Genomic DNA, 19,262 nt, shown 5'->3' with positions numbered 1-19,262 from the left:
GCGTTGCCCCGCTCCGGCCGGATCGGGGCAACGCGGCGAGACCGTGGCGTACTGGTGGTAGGAGAACAGATCCAGCCCCGCACCGGCCGCGGCGAGCAGATCCGCCGAGGGGATGCTTCCGGGCGGCAGCGTGCCGCCCTCGCTCTCGCCGAGCGAACCGGGGCCCATGATCGACAGGCCGGGGGCGGCCTCGGCGGTGAACGTGCGGAAAATGCGGAAATCCCGCCCGTAGGCCGCCGCGTCGTAGCCGGCGGGCGCGCCGCCCTGCCGCGCCAGGTTCGGCTCGTGCATGAACTCGGCCACGGCGATCCGGCCGCCGAGCGATGCGCTGTAGTCGATCAGCCGGCGGGCCTGTTCCGGGGTCCAGACGCCCCGGGCGTCGCGGGTGCCGGCGCTGATGGCGAAGGAGGCGACGATCCGGCCGTCCACCGCCCGGGCGAACTCGACCAGGTCCCGCCACTGCCGGCGGCTCAGCACCGCGTCGAAACCGGCCGGCGGGCTGGCCGGGGTCGAATCGCCGGGGGGGAAATAGGTCGAGTTGGCCCCGGGACCGCTGACGCGCAGGTACGCTGGCCCCAGGGCGGCGGCCAGAGGGCGCAGGCGGGCATCGCCCAGGTCGAGCGGCGGGCGCTGCGGCTGCCCCGCCGGGGCCGTGCCGGTCAGCTCGCGCATGCCGATGTTGTAGGACTGGAAGCGCTCGTCGACGCGCCCGAGAGGCGGCATTTCCTGCGGCGCCAGGCTGACCCAGGTGCCCAGCCGGTTCTGCGCCAGCAGGGCCAGCGCCAGTCCACTCGGCTGGCAGGCGCCAAGCGCCAGTGCGGCCAGGAGCGGCAGCGCGCACGCCAGCAATTTCCGCCTCGCGATCATGGACTCACCCGGATCACCGCCGCATCGGCTAAAGACTTCGGTACCCCCGCCGATGAAGATAGTCCGCGCTGACCGCCCCGGCGCGGGGGCCGTTCGTGACGGCAGCCGCGGGCAACCGAAAAACCTCTGATTTTCATGATTTTTTCATTGATAATTAAGGAATTCTTAAGTCATCCCGCCCTAATCTCGCCGCATCCGAACCCGCGATCCGTTCTTGGCCGAAAGAATGCTCCGACGATAACGACCACACCTCCGCTGCCTTGCCTGCAACTCCGACGGGGCGGGACGCCCGCACCTGCCCGATATTCGCGATAAGACTCCAGATGAGAAGTGCATGAACGCCTTTACCCAGATCCCCAGCCCCGGCGGCAACGCCCAGCGTCAACCGCTGCGGTTGCCGGGCATGATCCCCGTGGTCCTGGAAGCCCGGGCCGGCGCAACGGAGGCGCCCGCGGTACGAATCTTCCTCGCCACGGAGCCGGAGCATTACCGGGCCGAGCGGATCTTCTTCTATTCCCTGGAGCGGGTGCGCAACCCCGACCGGCGCTACGAGATCTACCGCATGACGGATCTGCCCGGATTCGACCGGCGCAGCGGCTTCGCCCACTACCGCTTCGCCGTGCCGGAGCTGGCCGGGCGCCAGGGACGGGCGATCTACAACGAAGTCGGCCAGCTCTACGACGCCGATCCCGCCGAGCTGTTCGACCTGCCCATGGGCGATCACGGCTACCTGTCGCTCTCGGTCAAGGAAAACGGCCTGATGCTGATCGACTGCGAGCGCATGGCCTCCTGCTGGAACCTGCTGACCGCCGGCTGCGCGCCCCGGGAAAACCTGCTGGAGCTGGGCACGCGCCGCTGGGGAGCGCTGGATCCCCGCTGGCATGCCCGTGACCAGGAATACCGCCACGGCCACTCCAGGCTGCTGCATTACACCGCCCTCCACCTGCAGCCATGGCGGCCGCAGCCGGAGCGCTACTCCTACCACATCCATCCCCACGCCGAGCACTTCTACAGCCTCGAACGGACGGCCGACGCCCAGGGCTACGAAGTCCACAGCGCCGGCCAGCCCAGCCCCGCCTTCGCCTACGCCTGCCGGCAGCTGGAACAGCTCCCGGCCGCCCCGTCGCCCGAGCTGTACCGCTACACCCTGGAATCGGTCTGCGGCCCCATGGCGCTGGTCGGCCCCTGGAGCGAGGCGGACATCGGCCCGAACCCGATCGTCCGCTGGTCGATGGAGCAGCTGCAGCGCGACGACCTGCCGGAACAGGAGGCGATCGTCGCCAACGGGCTCGAACGGCTGCCGCAGGAGGACATCCCCTGGGTCGTGGATCGCCTGTTCCGGCTCGGTCGCCAGTGGATCCTGATGAAGGTGGCGCTCGGCCCGGCAGGCTCCCCGATCGGCACGCCGGAGGGCTGGCGGGCGCTGCTGCGGCGCGTGGCCCGGCGCTATCCGGAGCGCGGCTGGCAGCTCGACTGCACGGACCGGCAAGGCCGGCCCCGGCGCTACCGGGCCGACTTCGCCCGGCGCAGCCCCGGCGGGGCACAGGCGCCGCGGGTCTGGATACTGCAGGGCAAGCACGCCGGCGACAACGCGCAGTTGGTGAACCTGGCCCAGTCCCTCGGCTGGCCCTACGAACTCAAGCGTTATCGCTCCGGCATCAAGGACCTGTCCGCGCCCTGGCCGGATCTGGTGATCAGCGCCGGATGCCGCACGGCGCCGCTGGCCCGGGAGATCCGCCGCCGCTCCGGCGAGCGCACGCGCCTGGTGGTCCTGGGCCGTCCCCGCTCGCGGCTGTCCGGCTTCGACCTGGTGGTCACCACGCCGCAATACGGGCTGCCGCTGCGGGGCAACGTCATGGATCTGCCGGGGCCGTTCATTTCCACCCCGTCGCTGACGGCCGAGGAGCTGGAGACCTGGAAGCAGCGCTTCGCCCACCTGCCGCGCCCGTGGATCGCCCTGCTGGTCGGCGGCAAGAGCACGCCCTACCAGTTCGATACCCGGACCGCGAGAATCCTCGGCCTGGAAGCCAGCGCCGCGGCCAGGGCCCGCGGCGGTTCGCTGCTGATCTCGACCAGCCCGCGCACCGGCCGCCGGCAGGCCGACGCGCTGATCGCCGCCCTCGATGCGCCGTCCCTGAGCTTCCGCTTCGGCAGCGGCGAGGACAATCCGCACCAGGCGCTGCTGGCCCTGGCCGATGCCTTCATCGTCACCGGGGAGAGCGTGTCCATGCTCACCGAAGCCTGCATGACGGGCAAACCGGCCGCCATGTTCCCCCTGCCGAAACACCGCTCCCTGCTGCCGGCGGCGCGTCACGCCTTCGAGCGCTGGATGGGCGTCGTCGAGCGGGACGCCGGCCCCAACGGCGTCGAGCGCCCGCAGAGGCCGCGCGAGCGCTGGTACGACGGGCGGGTCGAGGCCGGCTGGTTCAGCCGCGAACTGTCCATCGAGGAGGTGCACAAGTCCCTGGACATGCGCCCCCTGCCCGAAGGACTGGAGCAGCCCCCGGGGCTCTCCCCGGACATGCTCGCCGCCGCCCGCGGGCGCGTCCTCCAGGCGATCCGCGAGCTGTTCCTGGGCGACAGTCCCGTGCCGCTCTGAGCGCCGGGCGACGATCCCCCAGGCGGGGGCTTGCCAATTCGCGTCGGCGGTGGTCGAATCGGCCCCCGCCGAACCGGTCGCCGCACCCGGCGGCCGGTAGGGCTTCGGAGCCTGCCCGTCTTCCACTTCGTCGATCGCCACGGATCGAGCCGCTGCCGCTTCCTCGTCAAGCCGGCGGCGCAACGGACTCTGCTTTGGGATACCCAGTGACAAAAACAGCTTCTCCCCGCTCTACCGGCTTCCGCACGGACATCAACGGACTGCGCGCCTGGGCGATCGCCGCCGTGGTGCTGTTCCACTTCGATATCCCGGTCACGGCCGGCGGCTTCGTCGGCGTCGACGTGTTCTTCGTCATCTCCGGCTTCCTGATGAGCGGAATCATCGTCAAGGGCCTCGAAGGCGGCCGCTTCTCGCTCGCGGAGTTCTACCTGGGCCGGGCCCGACGGATCCTGCCGGCCCTGGTCGCGATGACGGCCGTGCTGCTGGCGGTCGGCTGGTTCATCCTGATGTCCTTGGACTACGAGGCGCTGGGCAACCAGGTCTACAAGAGCCTGTTGTTCATCTCCAACCTGGGCTATCTGCAGGATTCGGGCTACTTCGACGGCGGAGCCCAGGAGAAATGGCTGCTGCACAGCTGGTCCCTGTCGGTGGAGTGGCAGCTCTATCTGCTGCTGCCGATCCTGCTGCTGGCGGTATGGAGAACCTTCCCGCGGCGTCGCGCCCTGGTCCTGGCCCATGCCCTGCCACTGCTGGCTTCCCTGGGGATTTGCCTGTATCTGACCGCCACCCGGCCGGAGCGGGCCTTCTACGTGCTGGAATCGCGGGCCTGGGAGTTCCTCGTCGGCGGCCTTGTGTACCTGCTCGGCGACAGGCGCCTCTCCGCCGCCGCCGGACGCCTGGCGGAGCTGGCCGGCCTGGCCCTGATCGTCGCCGCCAGCGTCCTGCTCGATGCTTCCAGCCCCTGGCCCGGCTCGCTGGCGCTGCTGCCGACCCTTGGCGCGGCACTGATCCTGCTGGCGCGGCGACAGCACTCGGTCTGGACCGGCAACCCCGTCGCCCAGTGGCTGGGGACCCGCTCCTACTCCATCTACCTCTGGCATTGGCCAGTGGTGGTCGCCCTGGCCTATTACGAGCATTTGGACGAGCCGGCCTGGGTCGCCGCCGGCCTGCTGGCGAGCCTGCTGCTCGGCCAGCTCTCCTATGCCTGGGTAGAGGTGCCCGCACAGCGGCTGCTGCAGGGGCTGCCGGCGCGGCGGGCCGTCGCCCTGGTGCTGCTGGCGACCGTACCGGTCCTCGCCACGGGACGCTGGGTGAAGCTGCAGGACGGCCTTTCCGGGCGCCTACCGGCGGCGGTGAGCGCGATCGACGCACAAGCAAACAACCGCAATCCGCGCTACGAAAAATGCCATAAGAAAGCTGCAGCCTGCATCTTCGGCGGCGACTCCATCCGCTTCCTGATGCTGGGCGACAGCCACGCCTCCGCGGTGGTCACCGCCGCCCAAGCAGCCTTGCCCAACCCACAGGAAGGCATCTACTACCATAGCTCGCCGGGATGCCTGCTGGTGCTTGGCGCGAAGGACGTCGACCAAGGGCAAGCGCCCCGGTGCCAACACCTGCGGCAGAGCTTACATGAGACCCTGGCAAGATTCCCGGGCCTGCCGGTCGTCGTGGTCAATCGCACCTCCATGTACGCCCTCGGCTACAACGAGGACGCACATGCGAAGCCACAGGTGTTCTTCTCCTCGCCGACAGAACAGCCTTCCGCGGAATTCCTGGAGGAATTCCGCCAGCATTACCTGGAGACGGCTTGCGAGATCGCCCAGGAACACCCTCTGTTCCTGATGCGCCCGATTCCGGAAATGATCGTCAACGTGCCCCGCGCCATAGGTAGGGCCCTGCTAATGGGCGAGACGCGCGACGTCGTCCTCGACCGGGAAGCCTACCGTTCGCGCAACGCCTTCGTCTGGAGCCTCCAGGACGAAGCCCGAGAGCGCTGCGGGGCGCGCATCCTCGACCCGCTGCCCTATCTCTGCGACGAGAGGTTCTGCTACGGCAGCCACAACGGCCTGCCGATTTATTACGACGACGATCACCTGAACGAATACGGCAACCGCCTGCTGCTGCCCATGTTCACCAAAGCCCTGGAAGCCATGGGCGGCCACTCCGTCCCGGGCAAGGTGGCGGTGCAGCGCTGAGGCGTGTTCCGTGGCGACCATTAGCTGTATATCCATACAAAAAATGGTTGCCCGGATGCCCGTTTCTGCCCATGCTTGGCGCCATCGAAACGATCGACGATGGCAGTCATGCGGCTCTTCCTCTGCGAGAAACCTTCCCAGGCCAAGGACATCGCCCGGATGCTCCAGGCCACCCGGCGCGGCGACGGCTGCTGGCTCGGCGCCGGCGTGACCGTCACCTGGTGCATCGGCCACCTGCTGGAGACCGCACCGCCGGACGCCTACGACGCCCGCTACAAGCGCTGGACGCTGGAAGACCTGCCCATCGTGCCCGAGCAGTGGAAGATGCTGGTCAAGCCCAAGACCGCCGCCCAGTTCAAGGTGGTCAAGCGTCTGCTCGGCGAGGCCGACGAACTGGTGATCGCCACCGACGCCGACCGCGAGGGCGAGATGATCGCCCGCGAACTGCTGGACTACTGCCGCTATCGCGGGCCGATCCAGCGGCTGTGGCTGTCGGCCCTGGACGACGCCTCGATCCGCAAGGCGCTGGCCGCGCTCAAGCCCGGCGCCGAGACCTTCAGCCTCTACCATTCAGCCCTGGGCCGCTCGCGCGCCGACTGGCTGATCGGCATGAACCTGAGCCGGCTGTTCACCCTGCTCGGCCGCCAGTCCGGCTACCAGGGCGTGTTGCCGGTGGGCCGCGTGCAGACCCCGACCCTGCGCCTGGTGGTGGACCGCGACCGCAGCATCGCCGACTTCGTGCCGGTGCCCTACTGGGCCATCGAGGTGCAGCTGCTGGAGGGCGGCACGCCGTTCACCGCCCAGTGGCGCGCCCCGGAGGACGTTTGCGACGACCAGGGCCGCTGCCTCAAGCAGGAGCTGGCGCAGCAGGCGGCCGAGGCCATGCGCCGCGCCGGCAGCGCCCGTCTGATCGGGCTGAAGACCGAGCGCATGCGCGAGGCGGCGCCGTTGCCCTTCGATCTCGGCACCCTGCAGGAAGTCTGCTCGAAGAAGCTCGGCCTCGGCGCCCAGGAGACCCTGGACATCGCCCAGGCGCTCTACGAGACGCACAAGGTCATCACCTACCCGCGCAGCGACTGCGGCTTCCTGCCGCTAAGCCAGCACGGCGAGGCGCCGGCGATCCTCGCCGCGCTGGGTCAGGCCGATCCGGCGCTGGCCCAACTGATGCCCCATATCGACCCGCAGCGCCGCTCGCGGGCCTGGAACGACGCCAAGGTCGGCGCCCACCACGGCATCATCCCGACCGCGGCCGCACCGGCCTCCGCACGCTTGGCCGGCAAGGAGCGTGCGGTATTCAGCCTGATCCGCGCCCGCTATCTCGCCCAGTTCCTGCCCGAGCACCAGTACGACCGCACCCAGGCCGACTTCGACTGCGCCGGCTACGCCCTGCGCGCGGTGGGCAAACGCATCGTCGAACCCGGCTGGCGCCGGGCCCTGCCGGAAGCCCTGACCCCGGCCAAGGGCCGCGAGGCGCCCGAGCCCCAGGCCCTGCCGGGGCTCGCCGAGGGGCAGGACTGCGCGGTGGCCGCGGTGACGCTCAAGGATCTCAAGACCCAGCCGCCCAAGCCCTACACCGAGGGCGACCTGATCAAGGCGATGAAGAACGTCGCCAAGCTGGTGGACGACCCGCGGCTGAAACAGAAGCTCAAGGACACCACCGGCATCGGCACCGAGGCGACCCGCGCCGGGATCATCCAGGGCCTGCTCGACCGCGGCTATCTGCTCAAGCAGGGCAAGGCGTTGGCCGCCACCCCGGCCGCCTTCAGCCTGATCGACGCCGTGCCGCGGCCGATCGCCGACCCCGGCACCACGGCGATCTGGGAACAGGCGCTGGACATGGTGCAGAGCGGCGAGATGAGCCTGGAGGAGTTCGTCGCCAAGCAATCGGCCTGGATGGGCAAGCTGATGGAGCGCTGCGCCGGCCTGCGCCTGACCATCAGCGGCCCAGCCGCACGGGCTTCGGCCCCCTGGAAGAAGAAGCGCAAAAGCGCGCCGCGCAAGGCCGGGGAATCCCGGAGCGCTGGCAGCAGGCGCGCGCGCAAGCCGGCCGGCTCCGGCTGACGGAGCGCACCCTCGTCGTCCGCTCCGGGCGGCTCCCGTGGCTATAGTGAGTGTTCCGAGGGGCAACCGCCCTTCGCCCAAAGCACGGGAGGCCTCATGGGCAGACGAAGGGTCGCCGTCATCGGCCTGGGCAGACTGGGCCGCCGATGCGCCGAGGCGCTGCGCGGCGAACCGGACCTCGCGCTGGCCGGTATCGTGCGGCGACAGCCCGCGCCGACTGCTGGGCTGGACGCGCCGGTGGTCGCCCACGTCAGCGAACTCGGCCAGATCGATGCCGCCCTGCTCTGCGTGCCGCCCGGCGTCACCCTCGGCAGCGCGCGGGAAATCCTGCAGAGACGCACGCCGGTGGTCGAATGCGCCCGCCTGCACGGCGAAGCCTTCCTCGCCCACCGGGCGGAGCTGCAGCGGATGGCGCACCTCTACAAGACCCGCGCCGTGGTCGGCGCCGGCTGCGATCCGGGCATCCTCTCGCTTTTCCGCAGCCAGTTCGCCCTGCTGATACCCCACGGGCACACCCACAGCAGCCTGCACACCGGCGCCAGCCTGCACCACAGCCTGGCCGCCGAAGGCATCGAGGGCGTGCGCAAGGCCCTGGCGACGGAGCTGAAGAGCCAGGACGGCACCCTGCAGCGCTATGTCTATGTGGAACTGGAGCCCGGCACCGATCCCGCGGCCGTGGAGCGGGCCCTTCGCCAGGACCCGCTCTATCTGGACGAGGAGACGCTGGTGTTCCCGGTGGACAGCATCGCCGCCCTGAAAGAGGCCAATCGCGGCCTGCTGCTGGAACGCCATGCGGCCGCCGGCGACCCCAGCCATGCCGCGCTGCTGCTGGAGGCGCGCTTCGACGAAACGGCGCTGGCCGCCCGCGTCATGCTCGCCGCAGCGCGGGCACTTCCCTCGCTGCCGACCGGAGCCCATGCCCTGCTCGATCTGCCGCCTGCCGCGCTCTGGGGCGAGCAAGGCGCTAGCGCCGAAAGGGAGTGGATGTGAATTGCCAGGGCAATCTCATGAGTCTTCTCGGCAAATGATCCACCCCGCAGGGCAAGTTCATTTGCGATTTTCTCCCTCAGTCGCGAATCAGTTCGCTCCTGCACCTATGGGAGATGCTTGGTTTATCTTGCTTATTTCAATGACCATATCTTGAGGCAAGACTATTTCATTGAAAGAAATTGAATTCACGACCGACCTTGTTTTATCCACGCCTTTGCTGTAAGCACCGACCTTAGGTATGAATATTGACACACGATCTTCCTTGCCAATCCTGTGGCAAACCGAGTCCAGCTTTACCATCGCAAGATCAGGAATGACTTCTTTATGTATTTACTCGGCAGATAACGATTCTGATATTTAGCTTTCCCTAGAGCCGCTCACCTTGACCACTTTTATATAGGAGTTGATTGAATTCAGGATAGTAGCCTTACCGTACATAAATCTATAGTCCTCCCCAAAAGGTATAGAATCCAAAAGCAATGACTCAAGACTTGGAATAGTCTCCTTCCAATTATTATTCCCATCAGGGGTATAAACAGTCCATGACGACGAAAACAAAGCAATCAATCTGCATCCATCCAGATAAGCTTTTTTGTTTTCCACATTCACAACCTTGCGATAGTGATAATATTCCAAGCCCAACTGATCATTGCTCTGAATCAATATTGGATTATCAGCCCCAAACCCAACTCTATCGCATAACGATTTCGAGCAAGCCGTGATAACACCGGGATCGGGTTGATCCTCGCCATTAATATCACTTCGAGCAATAGGCGACATTAAAGCCAGAAAAGCAGCAACAAGAGATAAACCACCAATTGTTTTGCAACGCATCCTTACCACCCCCCAATAGGCAAGCAAGAGAACCCATCACCCCTTGAAGCTGGCGTTAGCGGTCTCACACCCACTTAACGCTAGCAACCAAGCAGTATATTACCTGCCGACATCGATACACCTAGCCGTTTTTCAAAGCTTACTTTCTCCTCTAGTCAGAGTTGGGTTTCCTTGGTGCGTCTGACCAGCATCAGAACCCAAAATATAGTGCTAAGCAGCCATTTCCTATTGATCCGACGATCATACTCACAAATCACTTCCAAGGCGTAAGGCCAATTAAGAAAAGAACACTGAAAGTAACAAATCCAACAATGGAAATACAAAAACAATAAATCGGCCCAGACAGCCTTCTTAGCCGCTCCGACTTCCTCTCAGACAAAAAAATCGAAACAAACAGAACAACAGTACCTATATTCATTGGCAACCTATAAAGCTCTTGCTTATAAATTAGGCCAAATCCAAGATACAACGCCAATTGCAGAACCGCAGAAATGAAGAACCCAATCACAAAAGCGTTAAACATGCAATATCCATTGAACTTTTCCTTCGCATCCTCACTCACTGCAAGCCTCCATCATCCATACAAAACAAGTGATACTGTTCTCACACCAACTTAAATGGATAAAAACACTCACGCACACTAAAAAACATAAAAACTCGAACACCAAGCCCTGACTCAATACGTGCCGCTCACCCCCTATGGAAATACACTGCACCTCAAGTGATTGATGCTCCCCAAACGAATCCAGTGATCACCATCGATCCAGTGATGACCGGGGAGGTCGGGGAATGGGGCAGCGCGGCTGCGCATCCAGTACCTGCCTGTTTTCGGAGAGAAACTGGCGTCCATGGGTTTGCTCCGGCGACTCCAGAATTGGCGATTGGGCTGCGATGGAGAGCCATGCTGGCTGAACAGCATCCCTTCAGTTGAAGGAAGCTCCTCTACCTTGCCTTCAAAAGGATAATGTCATAACGACACCAGAGAACCAGGAACCCGGCCACACTCCGTCTCTCGGATACCGAGAGTCAGCCGCTGCGGCAGGGAAAAAGGAAGTTTCAGGCTGTGTCCCGGTCGCCCCGGAGCCTGTGAATGCAGCGTTACGAGGGGATGCCCCGTAACGCTGCGAAGGTCCCGCTAGTTCAATCCGCCGAAACGCCGGTAGAAGCTTTCCCCGACTTCGGGCAACGGGCCATCGGCGGTTTCCAGGGTGCCGTTGAGCCACTCCTCGGCCTTGGCGTAGATCAGCCGGTAGATGTTGCGGCACAGCTGGCGGGCGGCGCGGCCTTCCCAGTCGCCGGGCAGCAGTTCGTCGGGCAGTTGCGGGTCGCGCAGCAGCAGCTTGCGGTATTCGTGGATCAGCAGGATGCGCGCCAGGAAGCAGTCCGAGGGTTCCAGCCTGTCCTGCCCGCGCAGGGCCTGCCAGAGCGGGCGGAACAGCTGGATGAACTCGCTGTACTGGGCGGCCAGGGCGTCGATGTTCCAGCTGTCGCGCACCTGCATGTGCAGCGCCTTGGAGGCCAGCACGTCCTGGGGGCGGGTCTCGAAGATGATGCTGTCTTCCAGCGCGCCCAGCTCCTGCAGGGTCGCGGTGACGTCCGCCCGCTCGCCGCGCGGGCAGGCCAGCACGGTCGGGGCGATGGCGCCGAAGCCCTGCCACTCCAGCTCCTCGCGCGCCTGCTTGCGCAGCTCCGCGGGCAGCTGGGTGAGCATGACCAGGCACCAAGTGCCGTCCCAGGCGGGCACGCCGGAGCTGTAGATGCGCTTGAAGGCCTTCTCGAAACGGCGCCGCCCGGCGCCGGTGAGGCTGTAGTAGCTGCGCCGCCCCACCTTCTCCGCCGACAGCCAGCCGTCCTTGGTCAGACGGAAGATCGAGGTGCGGATCAGCCGTTCGTTGATGCCCATGGACTCGAGCAGCTGGATCAGGCTGCCGAGCCAGACGGTCCCGCCATGGGGCTCGATGGCATCGCCATAGAGGGTGATGATCAGCGAACTGGCACGGATGGGAGTCTGTTGCTGGAAGCGGGTGATCAGGTGATTCAGGGGAGCGAGCGACGTCATGGCTGCATTGGCGCTGGTCAAAAGCCCGAATATACCTGCCCTTCCGGCGCCCTGGCCATCTTCGGCCAGAGCCCTGCGCCGGCCCGTCATGGCGCGCCCTCGCCCTTGGGCCGGTAGGCGGACGACGAGCTCCGCGGGCGGTCCGGCTCGACCTCGCTCAGCGGTTCGCACAGCTGCATCTCCTGCAGGCAGCGCTGGGCCAGCAGTTGGTACTCGCGGGTGCCGGCCTGCTTCCAGGCCACCTCCTTGTCGTCGAGGCGGCGCCTGATCAGGGCCGGCGCGCCCACCACCATGGACTGCGGCGGACAGACGAAGCCGGCCTTGACGAAGGCGCAGGCGGCGACGATGGAGCGCTCGCCGATGTGGGCGTTGTCCATGACCACGACGTTCATGCCGATCAGCGCATCGGCGCCGATCCGGCAGCCGTGCAGCACGGCGCCATGGCCGATGTGGCCGTTGCGCTCGACCACCGTGTCGCTCTGCGGGAAGCCGTGCATCACGCAGGTGTCCTGCAGGTTGGCGCCCTCTTCCAGGACGATCCGCCCGAAGTCGCCGCGCAGGCTGGCCAGCGGCCCGACATAGCAGCCGGGGCCGACGATCACGTCGCCGATCAGCACGGCGGAGGGGTGCACATAGGCCGTGGGATGCACCACGGGGGTCAGGCCGTCGAGGCTGTAGCAAGCCATCTCAGTTCCCCCCTGCGGTCGCGGCCGGACGCCGGCTCTGCACCGCCACGAAGCGGCGGGCGACGAAGGCGGTGTCGGTCAACGAGGCGTTGGCCGCCGGGTTGGCGCCGCTGCCGTGGAAGTCGCTGAAAGCGGCCGACTGGTTGATGAAGGCGGCGCCCTCGAAGTTGATCGACAGGGCCACGGCCACGTCCAGGGACAGCGCCTCGGCCCGGGCCAGCACGGCTTCGTCGGTGGAATAGACGCCCAGAGTCAGCGCGCCCTTCTCGGCGATCACCTCGCCGGCCAGCGCGAGACTGTGCTCGGTGCCGTCGGTGGCGACGACGAAGGCGATCGGGCCGAAGCGCTCCTCGGCATAGACCGCGCGATCGGCCGCATCGACCCTGAGCAGCAGCGGCGTGCGGATGCGCGCGCCGGGGAACTGCGGATGCTCGCGGGCCTCGCTGTCCAGCAGCACCTCGCCCAGGCGGCGGCACTCGTCGATGCGCGCCAGCGTGGCTTCCGACTGGATGGCGCCGAGCACGCCGCAGGCCCGCTCGTTGTCGGCGAGAAAACCGCGCACGGCCCCGGCCAGCACCTGCGCCACCTCGTCGAAGGCGATCACCCCGTCAGCGGTGCGGATGCCGTCGCGGGGCACGAAGATCGTCTGGGTGGTGGTGCACATCTGCCCGGAATAGAGGCTGAGGGTGAAGGCCAGGTTGCCGGCCACGGATTTGAGGCTACCGACACTATCGATGACCACGCAGTTGACCCCGGACTTCTCGGTGAACACCTGGGCCTGACGGGCGTTGTCCTCCAGCCAGTCGCCGAAGGCGCTGGAGCCGGTGAAGTCGACCAGCCGCACCCGCGGATCGAGGGCCAGACGCCGGGCCACCGGCGCCTCCGGGGTGTCCACCACCAGGCTCACCAGGGCCGGATCGAAGCCCAGCTCGCCCAGCACCTCCTGGGCGACCCCGACGCTCATGGCCACCGGCAGGATCGCGCCCGGATGAGCCTTGACCAGCACCGGATTGCCGGTGGCCAGACTGGCGAACAGCGCGGGATAGGTGTTCCAAGTCGGGAAGGTGGCGCAGGCGATGACCAGCGACAGGCCGCGCGGCACCAGGTGCCACTGCTTGCACAGCGCAAGCGGCGCCTGCTTGCCCTGCGGTTTGCTCCAGAGCGCCGCGCCGGGCACCTCCTGCATCGCCCGCCAGGCGTAAGCGACCGCCTCCAGCCCGCGATCCTGGGAATGCGGACCGCCGGCTTGGAAGGCCATGGCATAGGCCTGTCCGGTGGTATGCATGACCGCATGGGCCAGCTCGAAGCTCTTCCGGTTCAGCCGCTGGAGGATTTCCAGGCAGACCCCGCCCCGGGCCTGCGGCCCGGCATCGCGCCAGCTCGGCAGCGCCCGTTGCATGCGCGAGAGCAGTTGCCCGGCATCGTACTGGTCGTAGCTGATGCCGAGATCGAAGCCGTAGGGCGAGCGTTCGGCCCCCGCCCTGCCGACCGGCTCCGGCCCCGCCAGCGGGAAATGGCGGTTCAGCAGGGCTTCGAAAGCGGCCTGCGCCCCATTGGCGGACTCATCCGGATAGCGTCTGGGATTTTCCGGATACGGCGACCAGTACTCGCGGCGCTGGATGGCCTGCAGGGCCTGATCCAGGGTGCTGCGGTGATGTTCGAACAGCTCGACGGCGGTGGCATACGCAAGGGGCTTCATGGGTGCTTTCCTTTTCTTTCTTATAAGTAAGGCCGTGAATACCTGCTCGTGCGACAAAGAAATGCACGATAAACACGATCTTGTATCACATTAAAAAGCCCGAAGGAAACGCTCGACCTGTATCGGATTCACAGGCAGTCAAAGGCGAGCCGACAATTGATCGAACTGACTGAAAAAGTTCTTCTTGCAGAGAAATATGCGACCTGCAATCAGCCCTATGCAACCCACGAATCAGACACGCAATAAATTTTTATAAGTATTGATACGTATCATTTTGTGGATATACTCCGCCCTAAGCCGCCAGCCAAGGGCGAACGGCCGCGGAAGGGGGAGCTCCCCGATAACACCCATAACCGCCGGCACCGGATGCCGCCGCACGCGAGGACCGCCCCATGCCTCACACCCTTGCCGTCCAGACGCCCGAACCGGGCATTCGCCTCGTCACCCTGCAACGCCCGCAAGCCCTGAACGCGCTCAACACCGAACTGCTGGGCGAGCTGTCGGCCGAACTGGACGGCGCCGAACAGGACGAAGCCATCCGCGTGGTGGTGCTGACCGGCAGCCGCAAGGCCTTCGCCGCCGGCGCGGACATCAAGGAAATGGCCGAGCGCGACCTGGTCGGCATCCTCGACGACCCCCGCCAGCAGCACTGGCAGCGCATCGCCCGCTTCGGCAAGCCGCTGATCGCCGCGGTCAACGGCTACGCCCTGGGCGGCGGCTGCGAGCTGGCGATGCATGCCGACATCATCGTCGCCAGCGAGGACGCCCTCTTCGGCCAGCCGGAAATCAACCTGGGGATCATGCCCGGCGCCGGCGGCACCCAGCGCCTGCTGCGCGCGGTCGGCAAGTCGCTGGCCATGCAGATGGTGCTCACCGGGGAGCCGATCGGCGCCCGTCTCGCCCAGCAGGCCGGCCTGGTCAGCGAAGTCACCCAGCCGGAGCTGACCCTGGAGCGCGCCCTGCAGATTGCCCGGCGCATCGCCGAAAAGGCGCCGCTGGCCGTGCGCCTGGCCCGCGAGGCCCTGCTCAAGGCGATGGATACCGACCTGGCCAGCGGCCTGCGCTTCGAGCGCCACGCCTTCACCCTGCTCGCCGGCACCCGGGACCGCGACGAAGGCATCCGCGCCTTCATGGAAAAACGCCCCCCCGAATACCAGGGACGCTGAGCCGTACCCGCTTCAGCGATTCGATCCGCAGCGACATTCAACAAAAAGAGAGCGGCAGATCCATGAACTTCGAGCACATCCTCTTCCACATCGACAGCGGTGTGGCCACCCTCCGCCTGAACCGCCCGAAACAGCTCAACAGCTTCAATCTGAAGATGCACGGCGAAGTGCGCGAAGCGCTCAAGCAGGTCAGGCAGAGCGCCGAGGTCCGCGCCCTCCTGCTCACCGGCGAAGGCCGCGGCTTCTGCGCCGGACAGGACCTGGACGACCGCAACGTCGCTCCCGGCGCCGAGATGCCCGATCTCGGCGAGTCCATCGAGCAGCACTACAACCCGCTGATCCGCCAGCTGCGCGACCTGCCGATGCCGGTGATCTGCGCGGTCAACGGCGTGGCCGCCGGCGCCGGGGCCAACATCGCCTTCGCCTGCGACCTGGTGCTGGCGGCACGCTCGGCCAGCTTCATCCAGGCCTTCTGCAAGATCGGCTTGGTGCCGGATTCCGGCGGCACCTGGACCCTGCCGCGGCTGGTGGGCATGGCCCGGGCCAAGGCCCTGGCCATGCTCGGCGAGCGGATTTCCGCGGAGCAGGCCGAACGGTGGGGCATGATCTGGCGCTGCGTCGACGACGAAGCCCTGCAGGACGAAGCCCTCGAGCTGGCCCGCCACCTCGCCACCCAGCCGACCACCGGCCTTGCGCTGATCAAGCGCGCCCTGAACGCCAGCGCCGGCAACACCTTCGACCAGCAGCTGGATCTCGAGCGCGACCTGCAGCGTCTGGCCGGCCGCACCGAGGACTACCGCGAGGGCGTCGGCGCCTTCAAGGAAAAGAGAACCGCCACTTTCAAGGGATGCTGAAGCATGGATGCCCTGACCATCGATACCCGGATCGGCGTGATCGGCGCCGGCGCCATGGGTGCCGGCATCGCCCAGGTGGCGGCCCAGGCCGGCCATCCGGTGTACCTGTACGACAACCGCCCCGGCGCCGCCGCGGCCGCCATCGACGGCATCGTCCGGCAACTGGGCACGCTGGTGGAGAAAGGCAAGCTCGACGCCGCCCAGCGCGATGCCACCCTCGCCCGTCTGCAGACCGTGGAAAGCCTCGAAGGCCTCGCCCGCTCCGGCCTGATCGTCGAGGCCATCGTCGAGAACCTGGCGGTCAAGCGCGAGCTGTTCCAGCGGCTGGAAGATCTCTGCGGCGAGGACTGCATCCTCGCCAGCAACACCTCGTCGATTTCGATCACCAGCCTGGCCGCCCCTCTGAAACGTCCCGAACGGATGCTCGGCATGCACTTTTTCAACCCCGCACCGCTGATGGCCCTGGTCGAGATCGTTTCCGGCCTGGCCAGCGCGCCGGCCCTGGCCGCCCGCCTGTACGAGACGGCGAAGCGCTGGGGCAAACAGCCGGTGCACGCGCGCTCGACCCCCGGCTTCATCGTCAACCGCGTGGCCCGGCCCTTCTATGCCGAAAGCCTGCGCCTGCTGCAGGAAGGCGCCGCCGACTGCGCCACCCTCGATGCCCTGATGCGCGAGGCCGGCGGCTTCCGCATGGGCGCCTTCGAGCTGACCGACCTGATCGGCCACGACGTCAACTACGCCGTGACCCGCTCGGTGTTCGACGCCTACTACGGCGACTTCCGCTTCCAGCCCTCGCTGATCCAGAAGGAGCTGGTGGACGCAGGACGCCTGGGCCGCAAGAGCGGCCGCGGCTTCTACGACTACGCCGAAGGCGCGCAGCGCCCGGCGCCGGTGGAGCTGTGCAGCGGCGCCGAGGTGGCAACCTGCGTGGTGGAAGGCGATCTCGGCCCGGCTCGCGCCCTGGTGCCCCGCCTGCGCGAGCGGGGCGTGCGGGTGATCGAGCGCCCCGGCAGCGGCCTGATCCGCGTCGGCGACGCCGTGCTGGCCCTGACCGATGGCCGTCTGGCCAGCCAGCGCGCGCGCCAGGACGGCCTCGTCAATCTGATCCTGTTCGACCTGGCCCTCGACTATGCCGAGGCCAGCCGGATCGGCGTGGCCTTCGCCGCCGACAGCAGCTACGAGGCGCGCGACCAAGCCGTCGCCCTCCTTCTGCGCGCCGGTCTGGCCGTCAGCCCGCTCGCCGACATCCCGGGTCTGGCCGTGATGCGCACCGTGTCGATGCTCGCCAACGAGGCCGCCGATGCCGTACTGCAGGGCGTGGGCAACGCCCACGACATCGATCTGGCCATGCGCGCCGGGGTGAACTATCCGCTCGGCCCGCTGGCCTGGGCCGACCGTATCGGCCTCGACCACGTCCTCAGGGTTCAGGAGAACCTGCTGCACAGCTACAACGAAGAGCGCTACCGCCCCTCGCTGCTGCTGCGCCGCCAACACGCCACAGGGAGAGCGTTTCATGGCTGAGCAGAACGACGCACCGACAGCCCAGCAACTGGCCGAAGCCTGCGCCGCCTCGATGTACGAGCGCGACCTGGCCGTACGCCATTTGGGCATCGCGATCCTTCGCGTGGCGCCGGGCGAAGCCGACCTGCAGATGAGCGTCGGCGAGACCATGATCCAGGGGCACAACAGCTGCCACGGCGGCTACCTGTTCACCCTGGCCGACTCGGCCTTCGCCTATGCCTGCAACAGCTACGACGAGGCCTGCGTGGCGCAGGGCTGCAGCATCGACTACATCGCCCCCGGCCGTCTCGGTGACGTGCTCACCGCACGCGCCACCCAGGTCAGCCGCAGCGGCCGCACCAGCAACTACGACGTGCGCATCGAGAACCAGCACGGCCAGCTGATCGCCGTGTTCCACGGCAAGTCCTACAGGATTCGCGGCAGCGTCCGCCAACTGGAGAATGAGGCATGAGTGAAGCCCTGATCATCGACGCCGTGCGTACACCCATCGGCCGCTACGCCGGCGCCCTCAGCGGCGTGCGTGCCGACGACCTCGGCGCCGTGCCGCTGCGCGCGCTGATGGCGCGCAACCCGCAGCTGGACTGGAGCGCGGTGGACGACATCATCTACGGCTGCGCCAACCAGGCCGGCGAGGACAACCGCAACGTGGCGCGCATGTCCGCGCTGCTCGCCGGCCTGCCGGTGACGGTACCGGGCACCACGGTCAACCGCCTGTGCGGCTCGGGCATGGACGCCATCGGCCTGGCCGCCCGCACCCTGCGCTGCGGCGAGGCCCGGCTGATGATCGCCGGCGGCGTGGAATCGATGTCCCGCGCGCCCTTCGTGATGGGCAAGGCGGAAAGCGCCTTCCCCCGCTCGGCCGAGCTCTTCGATACGACGATCGGCTGGCGCTTCGTCAATCCGCAGATGAAGCAGGAATTCGGCATCGATTCCATGCCGGAGACCGCGGAGAACGTCGCCGAGCAGTTCGGCATCTCCCGCGCGGATCAGGACGCCTTCGCCCTGCGCAGCCAGCAGAAGACCGCCGCCGCCATGGCCCGCGGCCGCCTGGCGAAGGAAATCGTCCCGGTGGCGATTCCCCAGCGCAAGGGGCCGGCCAAAGTGGTCGAGCAGGACGAGCACCCGCGCGCCGAAACGACCCTGGAGCAACTGGCCAAACTGCCCACTCCGTTTCGCGACGGCGGCAGCGTCACCGCCGGCAACGCCTCCGGCGTCAACGACGGCGCCTGCGCCCTGCTGCTGGCCAGCCCGCAAGCCGCCGAGCGCTTCGGCCTCAAGGCCCGCGGCCGGGTGGTCGCCATGGCCACCGCCGGAGTCGAGCCGCGGATCATGGGCATCGGCCCGGCGCCGGCGACCCGCAAGGTGCTGGAAATCGCCAACCTGAGCCTGGCCGAGATGGACGTGATCGAGCTGAACGAAGCCTTCGCCGCCCAGGGCCTGGCCGTGCTGCGCGAGCTGGGCATCGCCGACGACGACCCGCGGGTCAACCCCAACGGCGGCGCCATCGCGCTCGGCCATCCGCTGGGCATGAGCGGCGCGCGCCTGGCCACCACCGCCCTGCACGAACTGGAGGAACGCCGGGGCCGCTATGCGCTGTGCACCATGTGCATCGGTGTCGGCCAGGGCATCGCCATGGTCATCGAACGACTCTGACCAGCTTGCTTGGAACCGGATGAAAACCCGGATGGAACAACGTGGGGTATGCTGTCCCCACGCACTCGAAGCCCTGCC

The 19,262-nt window shown here is 67.0% G+C and carries 15 protein-coding genes; 9 read left to right on the top strand and 6 right to left on the bottom strand.

Features of this window, described 5'->3' with window-relative positions; genetic code table 11:
* A partial coding sequence (locus ACFOJE_RS12240; protein ID WP_377814634.1) for a hypothetical protein occupies positions 1-867 on the bottom strand: 867 nt, incomplete at its 3' end.
* A 334-nt stretch (positions 868-1,201) separates the two neighbouring features.
* On the opposite strand from ACFOJE_RS12240, the gene ACFOJE_RS12235 reads away from it, so the two are divergent.
* The 4 genes from ACFOJE_RS12235 (at position 1,202) to ACFOJE_RS12220 (ending at position 8,712) form a co-directional block, all read left to right on the top strand.
* Positions 1,202-3,466 (top strand): ELM1/GtrOC1 family putative glycosyltransferase, encoded by a 2,265-nt coding sequence (locus ACFOJE_RS12235; protein ID WP_377814633.1) that lies wholly within the window; start codon positions 1,202-1,204, stop codon positions 3,464-3,466.
* Between the two features lie 206 nt (positions 3,467-3,672).
* Positions 3,673-5,661, top strand: coding sequence for an acyltransferase family protein (locus ACFOJE_RS12230; RefSeq protein WP_377814632.1), 1,989 nt, complete (start codon positions 3,673-3,675; stop codon positions 5,659-5,661).
* 108 nt (positions 5,662-5,769) lie between these two features.
* The gene (locus tag ACFOJE_RS12225) at positions 5,770-7,722 is read left to right on the top strand and encodes a DNA topoisomerase III (protein WP_377814700.1); all 1,953 of its coding nucleotides are present in this window, start codon (positions 5,770-5,772) and stop codon (positions 7,720-7,722) included.
* A gap of 96 nt (positions 7,723-7,818) precedes the next feature.
* Positions 7,819-8,712, top strand: a complete 894-nt coding sequence (locus ACFOJE_RS12220) for a hypothetical protein (protein ID WP_377814631.1) — start codon at positions 7,819-7,821, stop codon at positions 8,710-8,712.
* 357 nt (positions 8,713-9,069) lie between these two features.
* On the opposite strand, the gene ACFOJE_RS12215 is transcribed toward ACFOJE_RS12220, so the two are convergent.
* The 5 genes from ACFOJE_RS12215 to paaN all read right to left on the bottom strand — a co-directional run bounded on the left by ACFOJE_RS12215 (position 9,070) and on the right by paaN (position 13,990).
* The gene (locus ACFOJE_RS12215) at positions 9,070-9,546 is read right to left on the bottom strand and encodes a hypothetical protein (RefSeq protein ID WP_377814630.1); all 477 of its coding nucleotides are present in this window, start codon (positions 9,544-9,546) and stop codon (positions 9,070-9,072) included.
* Between the two features lie 253 nt (positions 9,547-9,799).
* Positions 9,800-10,108 (bottom strand): hypothetical protein, encoded by a 309-nt coding sequence (locus ACFOJE_RS12210; protein ID WP_377814629.1) that lies wholly within the window; start codon positions 10,106-10,108, stop codon positions 9,800-9,802.
* Between the two features lie 573 nt (positions 10,109-10,681).
* Positions 10,682-11,605, bottom strand: a complete 924-nt coding sequence (gene paaX, locus ACFOJE_RS12205; RefSeq protein ID WP_377814628.1) for a phenylacetic acid degradation operon negative regulatory protein PaaX — start codon at positions 11,603-11,605, stop codon at positions 10,682-10,684.
* An 86-nt stretch (positions 11,606-11,691) separates the two neighbouring features.
* On the bottom strand, positions 11,692-12,291 hold the full coding sequence (gene paaY / locus ACFOJE_RS12200; protein ID WP_377814627.1) for a phenylacetic acid degradation protein PaaY: 600 nt from the start codon (positions 12,289-12,291) through the stop codon (positions 11,692-11,694).
* Position 12,292: 1 nt separating this feature from the next.
* A complete protein-coding gene (gene paaN, locus ACFOJE_RS12195) occupies positions 12,293-13,990 on the bottom strand; it encodes a phenylacetic acid degradation protein PaaN (RefSeq protein WP_377814626.1) in 1,698 nt (565 codons plus the stop codon).
* A gap of 392 nt (positions 13,991-14,382) precedes the next feature.
* Here paaN and paaF point away from each other — a divergent pair, with 392 nt between their 5' ends.
* The 5 genes from paaF (at position 14,383) to pcaF (ending at position 19,184) form a co-directional block, all read left to right on the top strand.
* Positions 14,383-15,156, top strand: a complete 774-nt coding sequence (paaF, locus tag ACFOJE_RS12190; RefSeq protein WP_377814625.1) for a 2,3-dehydroadipyl-CoA hydratase PaaF — start codon at positions 14,383-14,385, stop codon at positions 15,154-15,156.
* Between the two features lie 62 nt (positions 15,157-15,218).
* Positions 15,219-16,010 (top strand): 2-(1,2-epoxy-1,2-dihydrophenyl)acetyl-CoA isomerase PaaG, encoded by a 792-nt coding sequence (gene paaG / locus ACFOJE_RS12185; protein WP_377814624.1) that lies wholly within the window; start codon positions 15,219-15,221, stop codon positions 16,008-16,010.
* Positions 16,011-16,013: 3 nt separating this feature from the next.
* Positions 16,014-17,531 carry a 3-hydroxyacyl-CoA dehydrogenase PaaH gene (paaH, locus tag ACFOJE_RS12180; RefSeq protein WP_377814623.1) on the top strand — a complete coding sequence of 506 codons (1,518 nt, stop codon included), beginning with the start codon at positions 16,014-16,016 and terminating at the stop codon, positions 17,529-17,531.
* Positions 17,524-17,982, top strand: coding sequence for a hydroxyphenylacetyl-CoA thioesterase PaaI (gene paaI / locus ACFOJE_RS12175; RefSeq protein WP_377814622.1), 459 nt, complete (start codon positions 17,524-17,526; stop codon positions 17,980-17,982). Before paaH ends, paaI begins: the two co-directional genes overlap by 8 nt.
* On the top strand, positions 17,979-19,184 hold the full coding sequence (gene pcaF / locus ACFOJE_RS12170; protein WP_377814621.1) for a 3-oxoadipyl-CoA thiolase: 1,206 nt from the start codon (positions 17,979-17,981) through the stop codon (positions 19,182-19,184). Before paaI ends, pcaF begins: the two co-directional genes overlap by 4 nt.
* Positions 19,185-19,262: the final 78 nt, after the last annotated feature.

This window comes from Azotobacter bryophylli (assembly GCF_042643485.1).
In the GTDB taxonomy this organism is placed as follows: Bacteria; Pseudomonadota; Gammaproteobacteria; order Pseudomonadales; family Pseudomonadaceae; genus Azotobacter; species Azotobacter bryophylli.
Note: the sequence above shows the minus strand (reverse complement) of the source record. Positions and strands in the feature narration are given on the sequence as shown.